A 19,539-nucleotide genomic window follows, 5' to 3' on the forward strand; every position below is an offset into this window, starting at 1 on the left:
CTTGGCAGCCTTTGCTGATTTGGCCGGGTTCAAGCCCCGACCGCCTTGACCAGATCGTCCGGGCACCAATAAATAAGGCCGTCGCGTTCCACCGCCATGATCTTACGCAATTGCGCGCCGGTACAGGGGCCACCCTCGCATTTTCCGGTCGACGGAGTATAAACGGCGCCATGTGTTGCGCACATGAGATAAGTCCCGCTTGACTCGAAGAACTCACCCTCGAACCAGTCCAGCTCGACCGGCACATGGGCACAGCGGTTGAGATAGGCATACACCTGGCCACCGTGCCGGATCACGAAGCCGGTGGCGTCGTCGCCATGCACCTGCACGGCAAAGCGCTTGCCACGGCCGCCATCGACGATGTCGGCCGCGGGGCAGATCTCGATTTCGGTACGGTCGCTCATGCCCTGGCCCGGCTCAGGCGTTGTCGTTGAGCCATTGGTGCAGCTCGCGGATGGATCGCGCCGAGAACAGCGGACCGAGTTCGGCCAGTTGCGCCATCGGATGGGCGCCGAATTCGACGGCCACCCCGCGCGCGCCGGCATTGATGGCCATCTGCAGGTCGTGGGTGGTGTCGCCGATCATCAGCGTGCGTCCCATGTCCTGCCCCAGTTCGCGGGTCAGTTCCTGCAGCATCGCCGGATGCGGCTTGGAAAACGTCTCGTCGGCGCAGCGCGTGGCGTCGAAGCGCGACAGCAAGCCGGTGCTGTTCATGGCACGATTGAGGCCGACCCGGCTCTTGCCGGTGGCCACTGCCAGGAAGTATCCCTGTTGCGACAGGTCGGCCAGCATCTCCGGCACGCCCTCGAACAGGCTCAGGTCCTTGTCCTGCCCGAGGTAGTGATGGCGATAGCGCTCCACGATGCGCGGGTAGTACTTGGGATCGACGTCGGGAATGGCCGCCTGCATCGCGTCCTGCAGCCCCAGGCCGATCACGTAGGACGCGGCGCTCTTGTCGGGGATCGGCAGGCCCAGATCGCGGGCCGCCGCCTGGATGCAGCGCACGATGGTCGATGTGCTGTCCATGAGCGTGCCGTCCCAGTCGAAGACGATCAGGTCAAATTGCTTTCTTGGCATGTTCTTTTTTCGCTTTCGGCAGGTCCGGCTGGCGCAAGTCGGTCTCGACCGTTGTCATGCGGACATGCTCAAGTGTTAATTCCTGGCAACCATCATACTGCACGCCAGTTCGTCGGCCCTTCAATCGGCCACAAAAGGCTCGCTATCGCCATCGGCGTCCAGGCTGCGCAGGAACCGGTCGCATTCGGGCGGCAACGCCGCCTTGAGCGTGACGATCTGGCCGCTGTCAGGATGGGTGAAACTGATCTGCCTGGCATGCAGGAACATGCGCTTGAACCCGATGCGCTTGCCGTCGGCCTTCTGCAGCGCCTTGTTCAGCGCGAAGTCGCCATACTTGTCATCGCCCACGATGGGAAACCCGCTGGCCGACAGGTGCACCCGGATCTGGTGCGTGCGTCCGGTCTTGAGCTCGGCCTGCAGCAGCGCATAGTCGCCATACCGGCGCAGCAGCGAAAAGATGGTGTGCGCGGCCTGGCCGTCTTCCTGCACCCGCACCCGCCGCTCGCCGTCGGCGGTGCTGTACTTAAACAGCGGCAACTTGATGTGTTGCCGGGCGTTCTTCCAGTCGCCCGTCACCAGCGTCAGGTAGCGCTTGTCGGTGGTGCCGTCGCGCATCTGGTCGTGCAGGTGGTTGAGCGCCGAGCGCTTCTTGGCGATCAGCAACACGCCCGAGGTATCGCGGTCGAGCCGATGCACCAGTTCCAGGAACTTGGCCTGCGGGCGTGCCGCACGCAGCTGCTCGATGACGCCGTAGCTCACACCCGAACCACCGTGCACGGCAATGCCGGCCGGCTTGTCGATGACCAGCATATGGCTGTCCTCGAGCAGGATGCGAAACTCGGCGCCCGGCACCACGGACTCCTGGCGCTCGGCCACTCGTATTGGCGGCACGCGCACCACGTCGCCCTCGACCAGTCGATAGGTCTGGTCGATACGCCCCTTGTTGACGCGCACCTCGCCCGAACGCAGCACCCGGTAGATATGGCTCTTGGGCACGCCGCGGCAGATGCGCAGCATGAAATTGTCGATGCGCTGACCCGCTTCTTCTTCGGAAATGGTCAGCAATTGCACTTGAGGGACGCCCTGCGAGCCTGTTGCGCTCCGGGGAGCCGCCAGCGGTTCGGCGGTTTGAGAAGCCCCCCTAGAAAATCTCGCTAAGTCCTTCATTTTGAATATATAATCGATCGACGCTGGTCAAAAAACCGCGTCAGTAGAATTAAAAAGATCATTCTACACAAGAGGAGTCTTTGTCAGCCTCGCTAAATGCAAAATTGACGAAGGGGGCCCCGAAAAGACGACGTGCGGCACCGCAGATGCCCCACACGGCACTGCGCCAGGTGACCACAGCTGCAAGGCTGAAACACAAGCCGCTCGACCGATTGCAAGGCCTCGAACGAGTACGCACCTTCCCTGCGCGAGTCCAGTTTGCACCGGTGTTGCAATCGGATAACGCACTTGGAAGTGGAACAGAATTGTTTGGATCATCAGGATAAAAGTCGGCAAGACTCGCATCCGGCGAACCAGCAACTGGACCATAGCCCAGCCCGTTGACGAAAGGCAGCGCACGCCGACGCAGACCATGGTCTGCCAACGCCTGCGCCCATCGTCCGGTCCGGGCCACGGTTCGGGAGCGGTTAGTCGCGAGGCTTGCCGGTGATGCATTGAAACCGATCGCCGTCGCCATCCAGTCGCTATGTTTAGTTTGGCTCCACAGACCAGCTTACCGTCCGCAGCAAAGCGCGTGACCGCAAATCGCGGAACGCCCGGCGCGGATACGGCGCTGCCCGGCTTTCCGGTCCTTTGCATCCGCGCCCCGTTGTGCTTGAGTGGCCTCTAAGGGGCCCTCCACACATTAAGGCAATTCCCTCCCCAATCACTTCGTTCTTCGCGTACATCCCATGTACTTTGGGCCGCTCTCACGCACGGCCCATTTGAAGGATCCTCGGATCCCGGAGTGAAAACATGAAACGTATGTTGTTCAATGCTACGCAGCAGGAAGAGTTGCGCGTAGCGATTGTCGACGGCCAGAAGCTGATCGACATCGACATCGAAACCACCGGACGTGAGCAGCGCAAGTCCAACATCTACAAGGGTGTCATCACCCGCATCGAACCCTCGCTGGAAGCCTGCTTCGTCAATTACGGCGAAGAACGCCACGGCTTCCTGCCGTTCAAGGAAGTGGCCCGTACCTACTTCAAGGAAGGGGTCGACGTACGCAACGCCACCATCAAGGAAGCGCTGCGCGAAGGCCAGGAAATCATCGTCCAGGTCGAGAAGGAAGAACGCGGCAACAAGGGCGCTGCCCTGACCTCGTTCATTTCGCTGGCCGGCCGCTACCTGGTGCTGATGCCCAACAACCCGCGCGGCGGCGGCGTATCGCGCCGGGTCGAGGGCGAAGATCGCCAGGAACTGCGCGAAACCATGGACAAGCTCGACCTGCCAGGCGGCATGTCGGTCATCGCCCGCACCGCAGGCATCGGTCGCAATGTCGACGAACTGCAGTGGGACCTGAACTACCTGATGCAACTGTGGCGCGCCATCGAAGGCGCCGGCAAGGTCGGCTCCGGCGCATTCCTGATCTACCAGGAATCCTCGCTGGTCATCCGTGCCATCCGCGACTACTTCCAGCCCGACATCGGCGAAATCCTGATCGACACCGACGACATCCACGACCAGGCCCAGCAGTTCATGGCCCACGTGATGCCGGACATGGTCCACCGCGTCAAGCGCTACCGCGACGACGTGCCGCTGTTCTCGCGCTTCCAGATCGAGCACCAGATCGAAACCGCGTACTCGCGTACCGTGCCGCTGCCATCGGGCGGCGCCATCGTGATCGACCACACCGAAGCGCTGGTCTCGGTCGACGTCAACTCGGCGCGCGCCACCCGTGGCAGCGACATCGAGACCACCGCGTTCAACACCAACCTGGAAGCGGCCGAGGAAGTGGCCCGCCAGTTGCGCCTGCGCGACCTGGGTGGCCTGATCGTGATCGACTTCATCGACATGGAGAACTCCAAGAACCAGCGCGAAGTCGAGACCCGCCTCAAGGATGCCCTGCACCACGACCGTGCCCGCGTCCAGATGGGCAAGATCTCGCGCTTCGGCCTGATGGAACTGTCGCGCCAGCGCCTGCGTCCGTCGCTGTCCGAAGGCAGCCACGTGACCTGCCCGCGTTGCAACGGCACCGGCCATATCCGCGATACCGAATCGTCCGCCCTGCAGGTGCTGCGCATCATCCAGGAAGAGGCGATGAAGGAAAACTCCGCCGCCATCCATGTGCAGGCCCCGGTCGATGTGGCCGGCTTCCTGCTCAACGAGAAGCGCGGTGAAATCCTGAAGATCGAGACGCGCCATCGCGTCACGGTGATCATGATCCCCAACAAGCACCTGGAAACCCCGCACTACAAGATGGAGCGGATCAAGCATGACGATCCGCGCCTCGACGATGCCCAGGCCAGCTATGCCATGGCCGAGCAGGCCGACACCGACATCGGCTACAGCAAGCGCCAGAAGGACGACGTCAAGCCGCGCCAGGAAGCCGTGGTCAAGGGCATCACCCCGGACCAGCCAGCGCCTATCGTCGACCGTCGCGTACCGGAACCGGTCGTGGCCCCCGTGCCGCCGCCGACCCTGGCCCCCGAAGCGGGCCTGCTGGGCAAGATCTTCAGTTTCTTCCGCAAGAAGCCCGTGGCCCCGGCCCCGGCACCCGTGGTGGTCGAAGCCAAGAGCCCTGCCAAGCGCGAAAGCGAGCGCGCCGGCCGCGACCGCAATGGCCGCAGCCGCAATCGCAATGACCGTGGCGGCGAACGCGGCGGTCGCAATCGCGACGGCGCACCGGCCACCGCCCCTGAACTGAAGAACCCGGCCGAAGCGGCAGGCGCCATCGAGGCCCGTCCGCCACGCGCCCCGCGTCCACCGCGCGAACCGCGTGAAGGTCGTGAAGCGCGCGAGCCACGCGAAGGTCGTGAACCACGCGAAGGCCAGGAAGCCAAGGAAGCACGTCGCAACGAAGCGCGTGAGCCACGTGAAGTGCGTGAACCGCGCGAACCGCGCGAGGGCCGTGAAGGTCGCGAGCCGCGCGAAGGTCGTGAACCACGCCCACCGCGCACACCGCGCGGCGAACGCAAGGAAGCCCGCACCGAAGAAGGCCTGCCGCTGGAAGCCGCATTGGCCACCGGCACCGTGGTCGCAGGCGCCGGGGTGGCAGTGACCGTCAGCGGTGCCGACGTGGTGCAAACCACCGGCACCGAGGCAGTCCAGGTGGAGGCCGGCCAGGTCGAGCCGGGCATCGCCGGTGAAGCCGTCGAAGGCGCCGATGGCGCCACCGAGCCACGTCGTCGTCGTCGTCGTGGCGGCCGCAACCGCAACCGCCGCGAACGTGACGAAAACGGCAATTTCATCGAAGACAGCAACGAAGCCGGTGACACCGAAGCCAACGCCGAGTCGGTCAGCGCCCAGGCCGCGCACGCCACCACCGACGAAGTCAGCCAGGCCGCGGTAGCCCAGGCCAGCTTCTCGACGCCGGTCGCGGCCGAACCGGCAGCCGCTGTCGAGCGCACCGAGACCGCAGCCACTGTCGAGGCCGGTGTGAACTCGGTCGAAGCCGTGGCCGCCGCCGCAGCCGAAGCGACTCAGGCGGTGTTTGCCAATGCCGAGCCGATCGAACCGGCCGCCGCATCGATCGACGCCAGCTTCGCCCCAGCCCCGGCGCTGGAGCCGGTGCAGGCCGCGCCAGAGGCACCGGCTGCATCGGAGGCCCCGATCGAAGTGGCGCTGCCGGCCGAAACTGTCGCCAGCCCATCGGCGCCGCAACAGATCAGCCTGCTCGATGCCACGCCAGCTACACCGGCACCGGTGGCCACGCCAGCTGCGCCCGAGTTCGAGGTAGCGCCCACGGCTGCGGCCCCGGTCGCGGCCCCGGCACCGCGTAGTGCGGCCCAGGACAACGGCGCACAACGCGACGCCGTCAACCAGATGCTGTCGCAGGCTGGCCTGACCCAGGCCTCGACCGATCCGGCCAAGCTGCGCGCGGCGCAGGAGGCTGCCGCCACCGTGGTACCGCCGGTGCGCGTGCCACGCGAGCGCAAGCCGCTGCCACCGCAGTCCAACGACCCGCTGGTGCAAGTCGAAACGCGTCACTGATGCATTGGTGAAGGCAACAAGAAAGGGAGCTTCGGCTCCCTTTCTTGCATCCTGGCGGTACACGTGCGTCACAGTTGGGCATGGCCTGGCGCAATACAGTGCGTGGTGCCGATGCAAGCATCACGCCGATGTGCCAGGCGTGCTATCGTTATGCAATCATCCTCGCCAGCCCTATGAACACACGCGTCATCCCCATCGTTGACCTGCGGCAAGCCCCGGCCTTGAACCCGCTGGGACAGGTGCTGCGCGAGCAGCCCAGCGGCCTGCTGGGCGACACGCTGGGGCGGCCGCTGCACGACCTGCGCATTTCGGTCACCGACCGTTGCAATTTCCGCTGCGTGTACTGCATGCCCAAGGATGTGTTCGACAAGCAGTATGACTTCCTGCCCCATTCGGCCCTGCTCAGCTTTGAGGAAATCACCCGGGTGGCGCGCCAGTTCGTGGCCCACGGCGTCCACAAGATCCGGCTCACCGGTGGCGAGCCGCTGCTGCGCAAGCATATCGAACGCCTGGTGGCGATGCTGGCCGCCCTGCGCACCGCCGATGGCAGCGAGGTCGACCTGACCCTGACCACCAACGGCACGCTGCTGCGACAGAAGGCGCAAGCTCTCAAGGATGCCGGTCTCAAGCGCGTGACGGTGTCGCTCGACTCGCTGGACGACGCCGGCTTTCGCCGTATGAACGATGTCGACTTCCCGGTCGCGCGGGTGCTCGACGGCATCGACGCGGCGATGGCTGCCGGCCTGGGGCCGGTCAAGGTCAACATGGTGGTCAAGAAAGGCGTCAACGACGACCAGATCCTGCCCATGGCGCGCCACTTCAAGGGCACGCCGGTGATCCTGCGCTTCATCGAATACATGGACGTGGGCAGTTCCAACGGCTGGCGCATGGATGAAGTATTACCCTCGTGCGAGGTGGTGCAGCGCATCGCCGCCGAACTGCCGCTGGTGGAGGTCGATCCGAACTACACCGGCGAGACCGCCGAGCGCTGGCGCTATGTCGACGGCGGCGGCGAGATCGGCGTCATCTCCAGCGTGACCCAGGCCTTTTGCCAGGACTGTTCGCGCGCCCGCCTGTCGACCGAAGGCCAGGTCTACACCTGCCTGTTCGGCAGCCAGGGCCATGACCTGCGCGCCCTGGTGCGCGGCAGCGACGACGATGCCTTGCTGGCCGGCGCCATTGCCCAGTTGTGGCGTAGCCGCGGCGACCGCTATTCGGAGCTGCGCAGCGAACAACCGGCACGGCCGCTGCGCAAGGTCGAAATGTCGTACATCGGTGGTTGAGGACGCTGCCGTCCTCTTCCTGCACCATGCCTGACTGCACTCCGGTCGCCGCCATCTCCCCCGAACACATCACCGGCCTGGTGCTGGCAGGCGGTCGCGGCAGTCGCATGGGTGGCCTCGACAAGGGCCTGCAGCAGCTGCACGGCAAGCCGCTGGCACGGCATGTCATCGCCCGCCTGGCGCCCCAGGTCGGCACCCTGGCCATCAACGCCAACCGCTCGCACGCGCGCTACGCCGCGTTCGGCTATCCGGTGTGGCCAGACCTCGACGATGGCTTCCATGGCCCGCTGGCGGGGCTGCAAAGCGGCCTGCGCCATTGCACCACGCCATGGCTGGCCACCACTGCCTGCGATGCGCCATTGATTCCGACCGACCTGGTGCTGCGCCTGGCCGAGGCCATCGTCGCCAGTGGTGCCCAGGCCGCCTATGCGGTCACCGGGCACGGCGGGCAACGCCAGCAGCACCCGGTCTGCGCACTGATCGATACCACGCTGGCGGCCTCGCTGGAGCGCTTCCTGTCCGCCGGCGAACGCAAGATGGCACTCTGGTTCGCCTCGCTCAGGCTGGTGGAAGTCGACTTCCCCGATCCGCATGCCTTCTGCAACATCAATACCGCGCAGCAACTGCAACAACTCGAACAGGAAACATCACGGTGAGCTCCCCCAATTCGCTGGACGACATCATCAGCTGCATCAGTGGCTACGACCCCAACGCCATGACGGTGGCGCAAGCGCAGCGCGTCATCGGCGACTTCATCACCCCCATCGACGCCGCCGAGCGGTTGCCCATCCGCAGTGCCCTGGGGCGGGTGCTGGCGCATGACATCGTGTCGCACATCGACGTGCCGGCGCATGACAACTCGGCCATGGATGGCTACGCATTGCGCGGCGCCGATATCGTCCATGGCCGCCAGGTGCGACTGGCACTGGCCGGCGCGGTCCATGCCGGGCAACGCTTCGATGGCACGCCCGGACCCGGCCAATGCGTGCGCATCATGACCGGGGCGCCGATGCCGCCCGGCTGTGACACCGTCATCCCCCAGGAATTGACCATCGACGGCGACGACCAGGGCGTGACCATCCCGGCCGCACGCGTACGTCCGGGCGACAATCGTCGCCTGCGCGGTGAAGACCTGGCACGACACAGCGTGGCGCTGTCGCGCGGCAAGTTGCTGCGCCCGGCCGACATCGGCTTGCTGGCTTCGCTGGGCATGGCCGAGGTCGCCGTGCAGCGCCGCTTGCGGGTGGCCTTCTTCTCGACCGGCGACGAACTGCGCTCGGTCGGTCAAACGCTGGACCCGGGCTGCGTCTACGACTCCAATCGCTACACCCTGCACGGCATGCTCAGCCGCCTGGGCTGCGATGTGCTCGACCTGGGCGTGGTGGGCGACGACCCGGCCGCGCTGGAAGCTACCTTTCGTACCGCCTGCGAGCAGGCCGACGCGGTCATCACCTCGGGCGGCGTATCGGTGGGCGCGGCGGACTACACCAAGCAGATCATGGCCAGCCTGGGCCAGATGCTGTTCTGGAAGATCGGCATGCGTCCCGGGCGCCCGCTGGCGTTCGGCCGCATTGCCTCGCACGGGCGCCACGCCTACCTGTTCGGATTGCCGGGCAACCCGGTCGCGGTCACCGTCAGTTTCTACTGTTTCGTGCGCGATGCGCTGCTGCGCCTGGCGGGCGCCGAGGCCAGCCCGCTGCCGCGCCTGCGCGTGGGCACCACCGATGCCATCCGCAAGAAGCCGGGGCGCAGCGAATACCAGCGCGGCATCCTGGCGCCGGACCAGCAGGGAATATGGAATGTGCGCCTGACCGGCACCCAGGGCTCGGGTATCCTGCGCTCGATGTCGGACGCCAACTGCCTCATCGAGCTGGAACACGAACGCGGCGACGTGGCCGCCGGCGAGCTGGTGTCGGTGGTGGTGTTCGACGGCCTGGTGTAGCCCGGCCGAACCGCCCTAGACCTCTTCGTCGGTGCCGCCCAGGTCGAGTTCGGCCGTGCCCAGCAGCTGCTGCGCGCTCTCGGCTGGCAGGGCCTCTACCGATTTGAGCTTGCGCGTCATCTGGCGGGTACGGACCTCGGCCTGGTCGATATTGCGGGCCGCGCGTTCCAGCGCTGTCTTGGTCGCCGACAGCACATCGCCGAACTTGGTGAATTCGGTCTTGACCGCGCCCAGTACCTGCCATACCTCCGACGAGCGCTTCTCCAGCGCCAGCGTGCGAAAGCCCATCTGCAGGCTGTTGAGCAGCGCCGCCAGCGTCGACGGCCCGGCAATGCTCACCCGCAGCGTGCGCTGCAGGTCATCGGACAGACCGGGGCGCCGCATCACCTCCGCATACAAGCCTTCGGTGGGCAAGAACAGGATCGCGAAATCGGTCGTCAGCGGCGGCGACAGGTATTTCTCGGCGATGGTCCTGGCTTCACCGCGCACCGCGCGCTCCAGCTCGCGGCCGGCGCTGGCCACGCCCTCGGCATCGGCGCGGTCGGCCGCATCCACCAGCCTTTCGTACTGTTCCTTGGGGAACTTGGCATCGATCGGCATCCACACCGGGCGACCGTCGTCGGCGGCGCCAGGCAGCTTGATGGCGAACTCCACCCGCTCGCCGCTGGAGGGCACGGTCTCGACATTCTTGGCGTACTGGTCGGGGGTCAACATCTGCTCGAGCAACATCTCCAGTTGCACTTCGCCCCAGGTGCCGCGCGTCTTGACGTTGGTCAGCACGCGCTTGAGGTCGCCCACCCCGGTGGCCAGCTGCTGCATCTCGCCCAGGCCCTGGTGCACCTTGTCGAGCCGGTCCGACACCAGGCGGAACGACTCGCCCAGGCGTTGCTCCAGCGTGGCGTGCAGCTTTTCGTCGACGGTCTTGCGCATCTCTTCGAGCTTTTGCGCGTTGTCGGTCTGCAGGTCCTTGATGCGGGCCTCCAGCGTGGTGCGGATCTCACCCATGCGCTGGGCGTTGGATTCGGTCAAGGACGACAGCTGCTGGTTGAGCGTGTCGCCGAAACGCTTGAGCGACAAGCCCTGCTCTTCGCGGCTTACCTGCGCCTGCAGCGTGATCGACTGGCGCATGCCATCGAGTTGCTGGGCGTTGGTTTCGTTGAGCTTGACCAGTTGCTGGGCAAAGCCGTCGATCTGGTTGTTCTGCAAGGTCGCCACCGACGACATCTGGGTGGCCAGGGTCTGCTGCAATTGCGCGAAGCTGCTGCCCAGTTCCTGGCGCGTGCCTTGCGCGCTGGACTGCACCTGGCTGCGCAGTTCACGCTCGATGCGCTCGGCGCTGTCCTGCTGGTGCCGTTGCAGCTCAAGCTTGAGCTGCGTCAATGCAGCCTCGATGCCGCTGTCGTCGCGCCGCTGGCCACGCAACAGCAGCAGGACTTGCAATACGATGCCAAGGGCAATCAGCCCGGCCAGGATCAATTCGGTCGATGACATAGAAGCAGAGTGAGGGAAATCGGGGCTTGGTGAGCCTTGTTGCGTATCCAGATATGATGAATACGACTAACTGTTAGCAAATCAGCTCGATGCTGCCCAAAAAGCATGATTCTATTCGACACGCAGCCGCGATGCTGGAGGTTGTCGAGTTCGTGCTCGCGGTATGTTGCTTAAATTATCTGCTTCGTCGATCTCGCCAGCGGCCGAAGGCTTGAAGCACCGCGCTATGATTTCACCAAGACATGTGAGTGATCAAGATAGGCTGCCGGCCAGCAACCAAGGACAGCACAGACCTACAATTGCCGTTGCCGGTCTGGCCATTATACAAGCTCGACGATATCGTCGATGTCCGGCCCGGGACCGCGACGCTACGTTCCGATGAACGACGGCTTGCGCTTCTCGGCAAATGCCGCCAGGCCTTCTGCGAAGTCTTCGCTGCGCGCGTACGCCACGAAAGCGTCGATCTCGGCGCGGGCGGCCTGCCCGCAGTTGGTTTCCATGCTGGCGCGCAGCAGGTCCTTGATGACGCGCAGGCCCAGCGGGCTGTGCCTGGCAACCGAGGTGGCCAGCTTGCCGGCGGCCTCCAGCAATTGGCCGTCGGGCGTCACCATGTTCACCAGTCCCCATTGCTCCAGCGTTGCCGCCGGCAGCAGCTCGGCGCTGAGCAGCATGTAATTGGCGCGGTTGGCGGCGATCTTGCGCGGCAGCCGGGCCGAGGATCCGCCGCCCGGGATGAAGCCGTAGCGTGCGTGGCCGTCACCGATCCTGGCCGATTGCGCGGCCACGATCATGTCGCAGCACAGGATCAGCTCCAGCCCGCCGGCAATCGCATAGCCGTTCACCGCCGCGATGACCGGCATGGGCAAGGCCTCGATCCGGTCGAATACGTCCTGGGCGTAGCGCAACTTGGCGATGAAGCGGTCGGTGCCATGGGCCAGGTCCTCGCGGAAGCCCAGCAGGTCGCCGCCGGAGCAGAACGCCTTGCCGGCGCCGGTGATCACCACGCAGCGCACGGCGGCATCTTCATGCAGGCCGTCGACGACCCCGGCCAGCTGCTCCAGCATGGAGCCCGACAGCGCGTTCATGCTGTCGGGATTGTTAAGGGTGATCCAGGCGACGTCACCCTGCTTTTCCATTGCGATCAATTGCTTGTCCATGCCGGGCTCCTCTGCCAACGGTTACATCCGTTCGAAAATGGCGGCAATGCCCTGCCCGCCGCCGATGCACATCGTGACCAGCCCATAGCGGGCATTGCGCCGTTGCATCTCGTACACCAGCTTCACGGTATTGACGGCGCCGGTGGCGCCGACCGGGTGGCCCAGCGAGATGCCGCTGCCATTCGGGTTCACCTTTTGCGGATCGAGATCCAGCAGGCCGCTCACCGCGCAGGCCTGGGCGGCAAAGGCTTCGTTGGATTCGATCACGTCCAGGTCGGCCACGCGGAGCCCGGCGCGCTGCAGCGCCTGGCGCGTTGCCGGCACCGGGCCGATGCCCATGTAGGCGGGATCGACGCCGGCATGCGCATACGATACCAGGCGGGCCAGCGGCCGCAGGCCGTGTTCCCGGACCGCGTTGCCGCTGGCCAGCACCAGCGCGGCGGCGCCATCATTGATGCCGGAGGCGTTGCCGGCGGTGACGCTGCCGCCCTCCTTCTTGAAGAGGGTGCGCAGCCCGGCCAGCTCCTCGGCGCTGACATCCGCACGCACGTGTTCGTCCTGGTCGAACACGCTGGCCTTACCCTTGGCCTTGACCTCGAGCGGCAGGATCTGCTCCTTGAAGCGCCCTTGCGCTATCGCCGCCGCAGCCCGGCGATGGCTTTCCAGCGCCAGCGCGTCCTGCTCGGCGCGTGAAATGTCATGGCGCTGCGCCACGTTCTCGGCGGTGACGCCCATCAGGATCTTGTGGAAGGGATCGGTCAGCGCACCGGTCAAGCCATCCAGCAGCACCGCATCGCCCATGCGGCTGCCCCAGCGCATGGAGTTCGAGAGGAACGGCGCCCGGCTCATGCTCTCGGCGCCGCCGGCGAGCGCAATGTCGGTGTCGCCCAGCATGATGGCCTGGGCCGCGCTCAACGCCGCCTGCAGGCCGGAGCCGCAGAGCCGGTTGAGCGTCATGGCCGGGACCGATTGCGGCAAGCCGGCGTTGAGCGCGGCAATGCGCGCCAGATAGGCATCATTGGGCTCGGTCGGAATAACCTGGCCGAACACCACGTGGCCGATGGCGTCGGCGGCGATGCCGCTGCGACGTACCGCTTCGGCCGTGACGCTGGTCGCCAGGCGGGCCGGCGCCACATCGCGCAGGCTGCCGCCGAAGTCGCCGATGGCCGTGCGCACGGCGCTGACGACAAATACTTCGTTCATGCGTCTGTCCCTCGTTGCGCTCACGCGGTCTGGGCTTGCCGGCGGCGCGCCGCACGCGCCTTGAGGATCTCGCGCTTGGATTGCTCGAAGCCGGTGGCCGGCACCTGTTCGTCGCGTCGGTCGGTCAGCGCGGCGGCATTGCTGGCGATGGCTTCGGCCGCGACCGGGCCGTCGCCGGCGTAGATGCCCTCGGTCAGCGTCACGTGCGAAGTAGAGAAAGCGCCGGCGCCGGCGCACAGGATGGTCTTGGTCGGCGCTTTCGGCGAGACCAGGTAGACCACGCCGGGCGTCACGCTTTGCGGCGACAACAGGGCCAGTTCTTCGGCCGGGAACAGCTCCTCGGTCATGCGGGTGGCCGCCGACGGCGCCAGGCAGTTGACGTGAATGCCGTACTTCAGGCCCTCGATCGCCAGCGTCTGCATCAAGCCCACCAGGCCCATCTTGGCGGCACCATAGTTGGACTGGCCGAAATTGCCGAACAGGCCGGAGGAGGAGGTGGTCATGACGATGCGACCGTAGTTCTGGGCGCGCATGATGTCCCACACCGCCTTGGTGCAGCGCACGGCGCCCATCAGGTGGACGTCGACGATGGTTTCGAAGTCCTCCAGGCTCATCTTGGTGAAGCTCTTGTCGCGCAGGAAGCCGGCGTTGTTGACCAGGATGTCGATGCGGCCCCAACGCGCCATGGTGTCTTCCACCATGCGCAGCACGCTGGCGGTGTCGGTGACCGAGGCTGCGCTGGCCATCGCCTCGCCGCCGAAGGCCTGGATCTCCCGCACCACGTCTTCGGCGGCGGTCGAGGCCTGTGTGCGGCCGTCGCGCGCCACGCCAAGGTCGTTGATGACAACCCTGGCGCCGCGACGCGCCAGTTCCAGCGCGTGGCAGCGTCCCAGGCCGCCGCCGGCGCCGGTGACGATTGCCACCTGGCCGTCCAGGCGGATGGCGTGGGTGGCGTGGATATCGGGCAAATCATGCGCAAAGGCGGCTTGGCCGGAGCGATCTTGCTGTACGGAATCAGGAAGCATGTTCGAAATAAAGTGGGCAGGAAAATGAAAATTCGTCACGACAACCGACTGTACTGAGCCGGATGCCTCGCTACAATGTGTGTTAATACCAATAATACGGTCGCCAACTGGATGATTCATACAGGTTCTTGCTGAAGAATCGTCGCTACCCTGTCAGCCTGTCGTCGCCATCCGTTTGCCATGAATCGCCTTTCGCCCGCCCCGCTGCCCACCGTCCCCAGCCATGAAGACCTGCTGGCCCTGCTCGACCAGGACGAGGAGCAGCACGCCGCCCTGACCGCCCTGCTGCGCGACATCGAGCAACTGCCCGACGACCATCCGCAGCGCCATTCGCTGCTGGGCGCGGCGCATCGCGCGCTGTCGATCGGCAAGCGACTGGAGCGACATCGCCAGAACGAGTTGAGCCTGCGCGGCGTATTCGAGAGTGCGCAGGCGCTGACCGAGCTCAAGGAGCTGGGCCAGGTCCTGTTCGACATCGTCGAGCGCGGCCGCCGCCTGCTGGGCAGCGACCTGGCCTGGCTGGCCGGCATGAACGACGACCACAACAACCTGGGCGTGCTGGCCGTCAGCGGCGTCTATTCCAACGAAACCAAGAACACCAATACCCCGCTCAATACCGGCGTGGCCGGCCACGTGATGCGCACCCGCAGCCCGTTCGCCACCAGCGACTATATGGGCGACCGCCATTTCGAGCACACCGCCGAGAACGACCAGATGATCCGCCGCGAGGGGCTGCGCTCGCTGGTGGCCGCGCCGCTGCTATCCGGTGCGGAGGTGGTCGGCATCCTGATCGTGGGCGACCGCTACGCGCGCAGCTATGCGCCGCGCGAGATCTCCATTCTCGCCACGCTTGCCGCGCACGCCTCGGTGGCGGTGCGCAACGCCCGCGCCTTCGACCTGACGCGGCAGGCCCTGCTGGAAACGGAACAAGCCAACCGTCGCCTGCAGGAACAGACCGCGGCGCTGGAACTGGCGGCCGATGCCCACGAGCAGCTGACCCGGCTGCTGGCGCGCGGGGCGCCGCTCAAGGACCTGATCCATACCGTGGCCAACATTCTCGATGGCCGCGTGCTGTACCTGGACGCCGCCGGTATCGAAGTCTGCGTGGCCACCCCGCGCGACTATGAGGCGCCGGAGGTCATCGACTCTTATCGCAGCTTCTCCGGCATCGACTCCGCCATCCAGTCGGCCATCAGCCAGAGCCGCGCCAGCGGGCGCGCCACGGCCGCCGGCGCGCATTGCCAGGTGGCGGCAGTGATGAGCCGCGACGAGCTGTTCGGGGCGTTGGTGATCCAGACCCGCTTGCCCATGAACGAGCCGGCGGTGCGCATCTTCGAGCGCAGCGCCACCGCCACCGCCGTGCTGCAACTGTCGGCCGAAAAGAGCTCGGCCTCGCTCGACCAGGACATCAACCTCACCATGCGCGCCCTGCTCGAACCCCGCCAGCACGACGGCGAGCTGGCGGGCCGCCTGGCGCGGCATGGGGTCGACCTGGCCAAGCCCTGCATGCTGGCGATGATCCAGATCGAGCGCACCCGGGTCGGCTATGCGGTGCGCAAGCTGTCGAGCCGGCTGCGTCACCTGCCGCACCTGGCGACCGACATCGATGGCCGCATCGTGATGGCGGTGAACCAGGCCGATCGGCGCCAGCTGGAGCAGGAGCTGCATGCCGCGCTGTTCGAGGAACTGTCCTTCCCCGGCATCGCGGTGCTCTCCGGTCCGTACGACGATCTGGCCGGCCTGGCCGGCGCCGACCAGCATCTGAAGCGCGCACTCGGCCTGCTGCAGGCCCTGCGCCGGCGCAACTGCGTGGCGCATGAAGCCTCGCTGCGCATGTATGCGGTGCTGTTCCAGCACCAGGACGCCGCCACCCTGGATGCCGCCATCGACGGCGTGATCGGCCGGCTGACCGAACAGGATGCGCGGCGCAACACCCAGTTGACCGACACCCTGCACACCTACCTGGACCACATGCAGAACGCGCGCGCCACGGCGACCGTGCTGCAGATCCACGTCAACACCCTGCACAACCGGCTGGAGGTCATTTCCACCCTGCTCGGCCCGTGGGAAAGCGATGGCCGGGTGGCCGACATCCATGTCGCGCTGCGCCTGAAACGGCTGCGCGACGAACTGCCCGGCGGCGGCGGCAAGGCTTGAGCCGGTGAACGCCTGACGCCGGTTCGACGCTGTCAGGCTGCGACGTTCACGCCCAGGTAACGGTCCTTGGCCGCATGGTCGGCCAGGAAGTCGGCATTGCCCGCCGTATAGACCACCCGCCCCTGCTCCAGGATGTAGTGCCGGTCGGCCAACTGGCAGCAGACTTCCAGGTTCTGCTCCACCAGCACGATGGGCATGCCGGTGGCGCGCACCTGCCGCAACTGGGCGACGATCTCCTCGACGATCACCGGCGCCAGCCCTTCCACCGGCTCATCCAGCATCAGCAGGCGCGGATGGTTGAGCAGCGCCCGCGCGATCGCCAGCATCTGCTGTTCGCCGCCGGAGAGCTGGGCGCCACCGTTCTTGCGGCGCTCCTTCAGGCGCGGGAAGATGCGATAGATATCGGCCAGTTGCCACGGAGAACTGCGACGCACCGCGATCGCCAGGTTCTCTTCCACCGACAACAGGCTGAAGATGCCGCGATGTTCCGGCACCAGGCACAGCCCGCCGGCAGCAATCTTGTAGGCCTCCTGCCCGGCGACTTCGCGGCCCTGGAACGACACCTGTCCCGCGGGCGGCACCAGGCTGCCGGCGATACTGCGCAGCGTGGTGGTCTTGCCGGCGCCGTTGCGGCCCAGCAGCGTCACCACCTCGCCGGCGCGAACGCTCAACGATACCCCTTGCAGCACGTGGCTCTTGCCGTAGTAGGCGTGCAGATCCCGCACGTCCAGCACGATGTCGCTGCTCATTGGCGGCCTCCGGTAATCATGTTGCCGAGATAGGCGCGGCGCACGTGTTCGTCGTTGCGGATCGCTTCCGGCGCGCCTTCCACCAGCACCCGCCCCGTTTGCATCACCGTGATGGTGTCGGAAATACCCATGACGATGTCCATGTTGTGCTCGATCAGCAGGATGGCGTAGCCGTCTTGCCTGAGCGAGAAGATCAGGTCCTTCATTTCGGCGATGTCGTCGATGCCCATGCCTGAGGTCGGTTCATCCAGGAAGATCAGCCTGGGCCGCGCCGCCATCGCCATGGCGACCTCCAGCCGCCGTTGCTGGCCGTGCGACAGCAGTCCGACCGCCCGGTCGGACACCGGGCCCAGGCTGAAGCGCAGCAGCAACTCGTCCGCCGCCACCAGCGCCGGGTCGTCGTTGCCCGGGATGCCCCAGCCGAACAGTGCGGCATGCGGCGCACGCCCCTGGGCCGCCACCCGCAGGTTCTCCCGCACCGAGAGATTCTGGAACAGGCTGGTGACCTGGAACGAGCGCGCCATGCCGCGCTGCACCCGCTTGTAGCCGGCCAGGCGGCTGACTTCCTCGCCGTCCATGAGGATGCTGCCGGCAGTGATCGGCACGGTGCCGGTCAGGGTATGGAACAGCGTGGTCTTGCCGGCGCCGTTGGGGCCGATGACCGAGTGGATGGTGCCCGGCATGACCGCCAGGTCGACGCCGTCGACCGCGGTAAAGGCGCCGTAGCGCTTGGTCACGCCGCGTGCGCGCAGCAACGCGCCGTTGGACGATACGGAGTTCATGCCTGCTCCTTGCCGGGTTCGACGGTGGTGGCGGCCATGCGGTCGCCGGCATTGCCGCGCAGGGATCGCGCAGCGCGCTCCAGCACGCCCCAGATTCCCTTCTGCATGTACAGCGCGACGGCAATGAGCAGCAAGCCCAGCAACATCATCCAGCGTGGCCAGATCGACGACAACCAGTCCGAGGCCAGCACATACGCGGCCGCGCCGATCACCGAGGCAAACAGCTTGCCGGTGCCGCCGATGACGGTCATCAGCAGGATGGTTTCGCTGACGTGGTACTCGATGCTGGACAAGGGAGCGATACCGGACAGCATGGCGTGCAGGCCCCCGGCCAGCCCGGTGACGGCGCCGGACACCACGAAAGCCGCCAGCTTGAAGGCACGCACGTCGTAGCCGACCGCGGCAGCGCGGGCCTCGTTGTCGCGGATGGCCAGCAGCGTGCGGCCGAAGCGCGACTCCGACAGGCGCTGCAGCAGCACGAATAGCACCAGGAAGATGCCGGCCACCAGCGTGTAGTAGCGCCACGGGCTACCGATGTCGAACAGCACCGTCCCCATCAGCGCAGGGCTGGGCCGGACGATATCCAGCAGGCCGTTGTCGCCGCCGGTAATGTCCACCAGCGAGTACGCCAGGAAATAGAACATCTGCGAAAAGGCCAGCGTCAGCATCACGAAATAGACGCCGCGCTGGCGGATCGCGAACCAGCCGACGAAGGCCGCCACCAGTGCGCCGACCGCCATGGCGCCGCCCAGCGCCAGCGACAGCGGCGCCTTCAGGTGCAACAGCAGCAGGCCGCTGGCATAGCTACCCAGGCCGTAGAAGATGCCCTGCCCGAACGACATCAGGCCGGTATAGCCCAGCAGCAGGTTGCAGGCCATGGCGGCCAGCGCGAAGATCAGCAGCTCGCTGGCCAGCGAGCCGGAGGCCAGCAGCAACGGCAGCGCCAGCACCACGACGGCGGCCATGACGGTGAAGCGATGATGGACAAGATGTTTCATGTGATTCCCCTTATGCCCGGCCCAGCAGTCCGTTGGGCCGCAGCAGCAATACCAGCGCCATGGCGACGTAGATCATGAGGTTGGCGCCCGGTGGCCAGATGGTGCTCATCATGCTTTGCACGATGCCGACCAGCAGGCCGCCGGCCAGCGCGCCGGCGAAGCTGCCCATGCCGCCCACCACCACCGCGACGAAGGCGATGCCCAGCGCTTCGACGCCCATGAACGGATCGACCCCGCGGATCGGCGCGGCCAGCACGCCGGCCAGCGCGGCGGTGGCCGCGCCCAGCGCGAACACCAGCGCAAAGATGCGGCGAATATTGAGGCCCAGCAACGCCACCATCTCGGTCGACTCGCTGCCGGCACGCACGATGGCACCCAGCCGGGTGCCCTCCAGCACCGCGCCCAGCACCACCGCCATCACCACGCCGACGGCAATGACGAACAGGCGGTATTTCGGATAGATGAAGTCGCCCCACATCACCACGCCCTGCAGCAGGTCGGGCGGCGCGACGTTGTTGCCCAGCGGGCCCCAG

At 66.2% G+C, this 19,539-nt stretch carries 16 protein-coding genes; 5 read left to right on the top strand and 11 right to left on the bottom strand.

From position 1 onward, the window contains the following. Positions 1–29: 29 nt before the first annotated feature. From PMI40_RS21640 to PMI40_RS21650, 3 genes are all read right to left on the bottom strand, one after another. On the bottom strand, positions 30–404 hold the full coding sequence (locus tag PMI40_RS21640) for a Rieske 2Fe-2S domain-containing protein (RefSeq protein WP_008119898.1): 375 nt from the start codon (positions 402–404) through the stop codon (positions 30–32). 13 nt (positions 405–417) lie between these two features. Further along, positions 418–1,077 carry an HAD-IIIA family hydrolase gene (locus PMI40_RS21645; protein ID WP_008119899.1) on the bottom strand — a complete coding sequence of 220 codons (660 nt, stop codon included), beginning with the start codon at positions 1,075–1,077 and terminating at the stop codon, positions 418–420. A gap of 120 nt (positions 1,078–1,197) precedes the next feature. After that, positions 1,198–2,244 (bottom strand): RluA family pseudouridine synthase, encoded by a 1,047-nt coding sequence (locus PMI40_RS21650; protein WP_008119901.1) that lies wholly within the window; start codon positions 2,242–2,244, stop codon positions 1,198–1,200. A 795-nt stretch (positions 2,245–3,039) separates the two neighbouring features. Between PMI40_RS21650 and PMI40_RS21655 the strand changes: the two genes are divergently transcribed. The 4 genes from PMI40_RS21655 (at position 3,040) to glp (ending at position 9,444) form a co-directional block, all read left to right on the top strand. Next, complete coding sequence (locus PMI40_RS21655; protein ID WP_008119905.1) at positions 3,040–6,219, top strand: Rne/Rng family ribonuclease; 3,180 nt, start codon at positions 3,040–3,042, stop codon at positions 6,217–6,219. Between the two features lie 173 nt (positions 6,220–6,392). After that, on the top strand, positions 6,393–7,502 hold the full coding sequence (gene moaA / locus PMI40_RS21660) for a GTP 3',8-cyclase MoaA (protein ID WP_008119906.1): 1,110 nt from the start codon (positions 6,393–6,395) through the stop codon (positions 7,500–7,502). Positions 7,503–7,528: 26 nt separating this feature from the next. Further along, entirely contained in the window at positions 7,529–8,158 is a 630-nt protein-coding gene (gene mobA, locus PMI40_RS21665) for a molybdenum cofactor guanylyltransferase MobA (protein WP_008119908.1), read from the top strand. Further along, a complete protein-coding gene (gene glp, locus PMI40_RS21670; protein ID WP_008119910.1) occupies positions 8,155–9,444 on the top strand; it encodes a gephyrin-like molybdotransferase Glp in 1,290 nt (429 codons plus the stop codon). Before mobA ends, glp begins: the two co-directional genes overlap by 4 nt. Positions 9,445–9,459: 15 nt before the next feature. On the opposite strand, the gene rmuC is transcribed toward glp, so the two are convergent. The 4 genes from rmuC to PMI40_RS21690 form a co-directional block, all read right to left on the bottom strand. Then, complete coding sequence (rmuC, locus tag PMI40_RS21675) at positions 9,460–10,935, bottom strand: DNA recombination protein RmuC (RefSeq protein ID WP_008119912.1); 1,476 nt, start codon at positions 10,933–10,935, stop codon at positions 9,460–9,462. A 368-nt stretch (positions 10,936–11,303) separates the two neighbouring features. Then, entirely contained in the window at positions 11,304–12,092 is a 789-nt protein-coding gene (locus PMI40_RS21680; protein WP_008119914.1) for an enoyl-CoA hydratase/isomerase family protein, read from the bottom strand. A 21-nt stretch (positions 12,093–12,113) separates the two neighbouring features. Then, a complete protein-coding gene (locus tag PMI40_RS21685) occupies positions 12,114–13,295 on the bottom strand; it encodes an acetyl-CoA C-acyltransferase family protein (protein WP_008119917.1) in 1,182 nt (393 codons plus the stop codon). A gap of 20 nt (positions 13,296–13,315) precedes the next feature. Beyond that, positions 13,316–14,320, bottom strand: a complete 1,005-nt coding sequence (locus tag PMI40_RS21690; protein WP_008119919.1) for an SDR family NAD(P)-dependent oxidoreductase — start codon at positions 14,318–14,320, stop codon at positions 13,316–13,318. A 180-nt stretch (positions 14,321–14,500) separates the two neighbouring features. Here PMI40_RS21690 and PMI40_RS21695 point away from each other — a divergent pair, with 180 nt between their 5' ends. After that, entirely contained in the window at positions 14,501–16,477 is a 1,977-nt protein-coding gene (locus PMI40_RS21695) for a GAF domain-containing protein (protein WP_008119920.1), read from the top strand. Positions 16,478–16,509: 32 nt separating this feature from the next. On the opposite strand, the gene PMI40_RS21700 is transcribed toward PMI40_RS21695, so the two are convergent. The 4 genes from PMI40_RS21700 to PMI40_RS21715 all read right to left on the bottom strand — a co-directional run. Next, positions 16,510–17,226, bottom strand: coding sequence for an ABC transporter ATP-binding protein (locus tag PMI40_RS21700; protein WP_008119925.1), 717 nt, complete (start codon positions 17,224–17,226; stop codon positions 16,510–16,512). Then, a complete protein-coding gene (locus PMI40_RS21705; protein WP_008119927.1) occupies positions 17,223–18,008 on the bottom strand; it encodes an ABC transporter ATP-binding protein in 786 nt (261 codons plus the stop codon). Before PMI40_RS21705 ends, PMI40_RS21700 begins: the two co-directional genes overlap by 4 nt. After that, positions 18,005–19,006, bottom strand: coding sequence for a branched-chain amino acid ABC transporter permease (locus PMI40_RS21710; RefSeq protein WP_040502652.1), 1,002 nt, complete (start codon positions 19,004–19,006; stop codon positions 18,005–18,007). Before PMI40_RS21710 ends, PMI40_RS21705 begins: the two co-directional genes overlap by 4 nt. Positions 19,007–19,016: 10 nt before the next feature. Further along, the coding region (locus tag PMI40_RS21715; RefSeq protein WP_008119931.1) for a branched-chain amino acid ABC transporter permease at positions 19,017–19,539 on the bottom strand (523 nt) is incomplete at its 5' end.

The sequence above is a fragment of the Herbaspirillum sp. YR522 genome (genome assembly GCF_000282575.1).
Classification (GTDB): Bacteria; Pseudomonadota; Gammaproteobacteria; order Burkholderiales; family Burkholderiaceae_D; genus Herbaspirillum.

Coding starts and splice junctions, on each gene's coding strand:
- PMI40_RS21695 (WP_008119920.1), top strand. CDS start 14,501: ATGAATCGCCTTTCGCCCGCCCCGCTGCCCACCGTCCCCAGCCATGAA.
- PMI40_RS21705 (WP_008119927.1), bottom strand. CDS start 18,008: ATGAACTCCGTATCGTCCAACGGCGCGTTGCTGCGCGCACGCGGCGTG.
- PMI40_RS21640 (WP_008119898.1), bottom strand. CDS start 404: ATGAGCGACCGTACCGAAATCGAGATCTGCCCCGCGGCCGACATCGTC.
- PMI40_RS21655 (WP_008119905.1), top strand. CDS start 3,040: ATGAAACGTATGTTGTTCAATGCTACGCAGCAGGAAGAGTTGCGCGTA.
- moaA (WP_008119906.1), top strand. CDS start 6,393: ATGAACACACGCGTCATCCCCATCGTTGACCTGCGGCAAGCCCCGGCC.
- PMI40_RS21685 (WP_008119917.1), bottom strand. CDS start 13,295: ATGAACGAAGTATTTGTCGTCAGCGCCGTGCGCACGGCCATCGGCGAC.
- PMI40_RS21650 (WP_008119901.1), bottom strand. CDS start 2,244: ATGAAGGACTTAGCGAGATTTTCTAGGGGGGCTTCTCAAACCGCCGAA.
- PMI40_RS21680 (WP_008119914.1), bottom strand. CDS start 12,092: ATGGACAAGCAATTGATCGCAATGGAAAAGCAGGGTGACGTCGCCTGG.
- PMI40_RS21700 (WP_008119925.1), bottom strand. CDS start 17,226: ATGAGCAGCGACATCGTGCTGGACGTGCGGGATCTGCACGCCTACTAC.
- PMI40_RS21690 (WP_008119919.1), bottom strand. CDS start 14,320: ATGCTTCCTGATTCCGTACAGCAAGATCGCTCCGGCCAAGCCGCCTTT.
- rmuC (WP_008119912.1), bottom strand. CDS start 10,935: ATGTCATCGACCGAATTGATCCTGGCCGGGCTGATTGCCCTTGGCATC.
- PMI40_RS21645 (WP_008119899.1), bottom strand. CDS start 1,077: ATGCCAAGAAAGCAATTTGACCTGATCGTCTTCGACTGGGACGGCACG.
- mobA (WP_008119908.1), top strand. CDS start 7,529: ATGCCTGACTGCACTCCGGTCGCCGCCATCTCCCCCGAACACATCACC.
- PMI40_RS21710 (WP_040502652.1), bottom strand. CDS start 19,006: ATGAAACATCTTGTCCATCATCGCTTCACCGTCATGGCCGCCGTCGTG.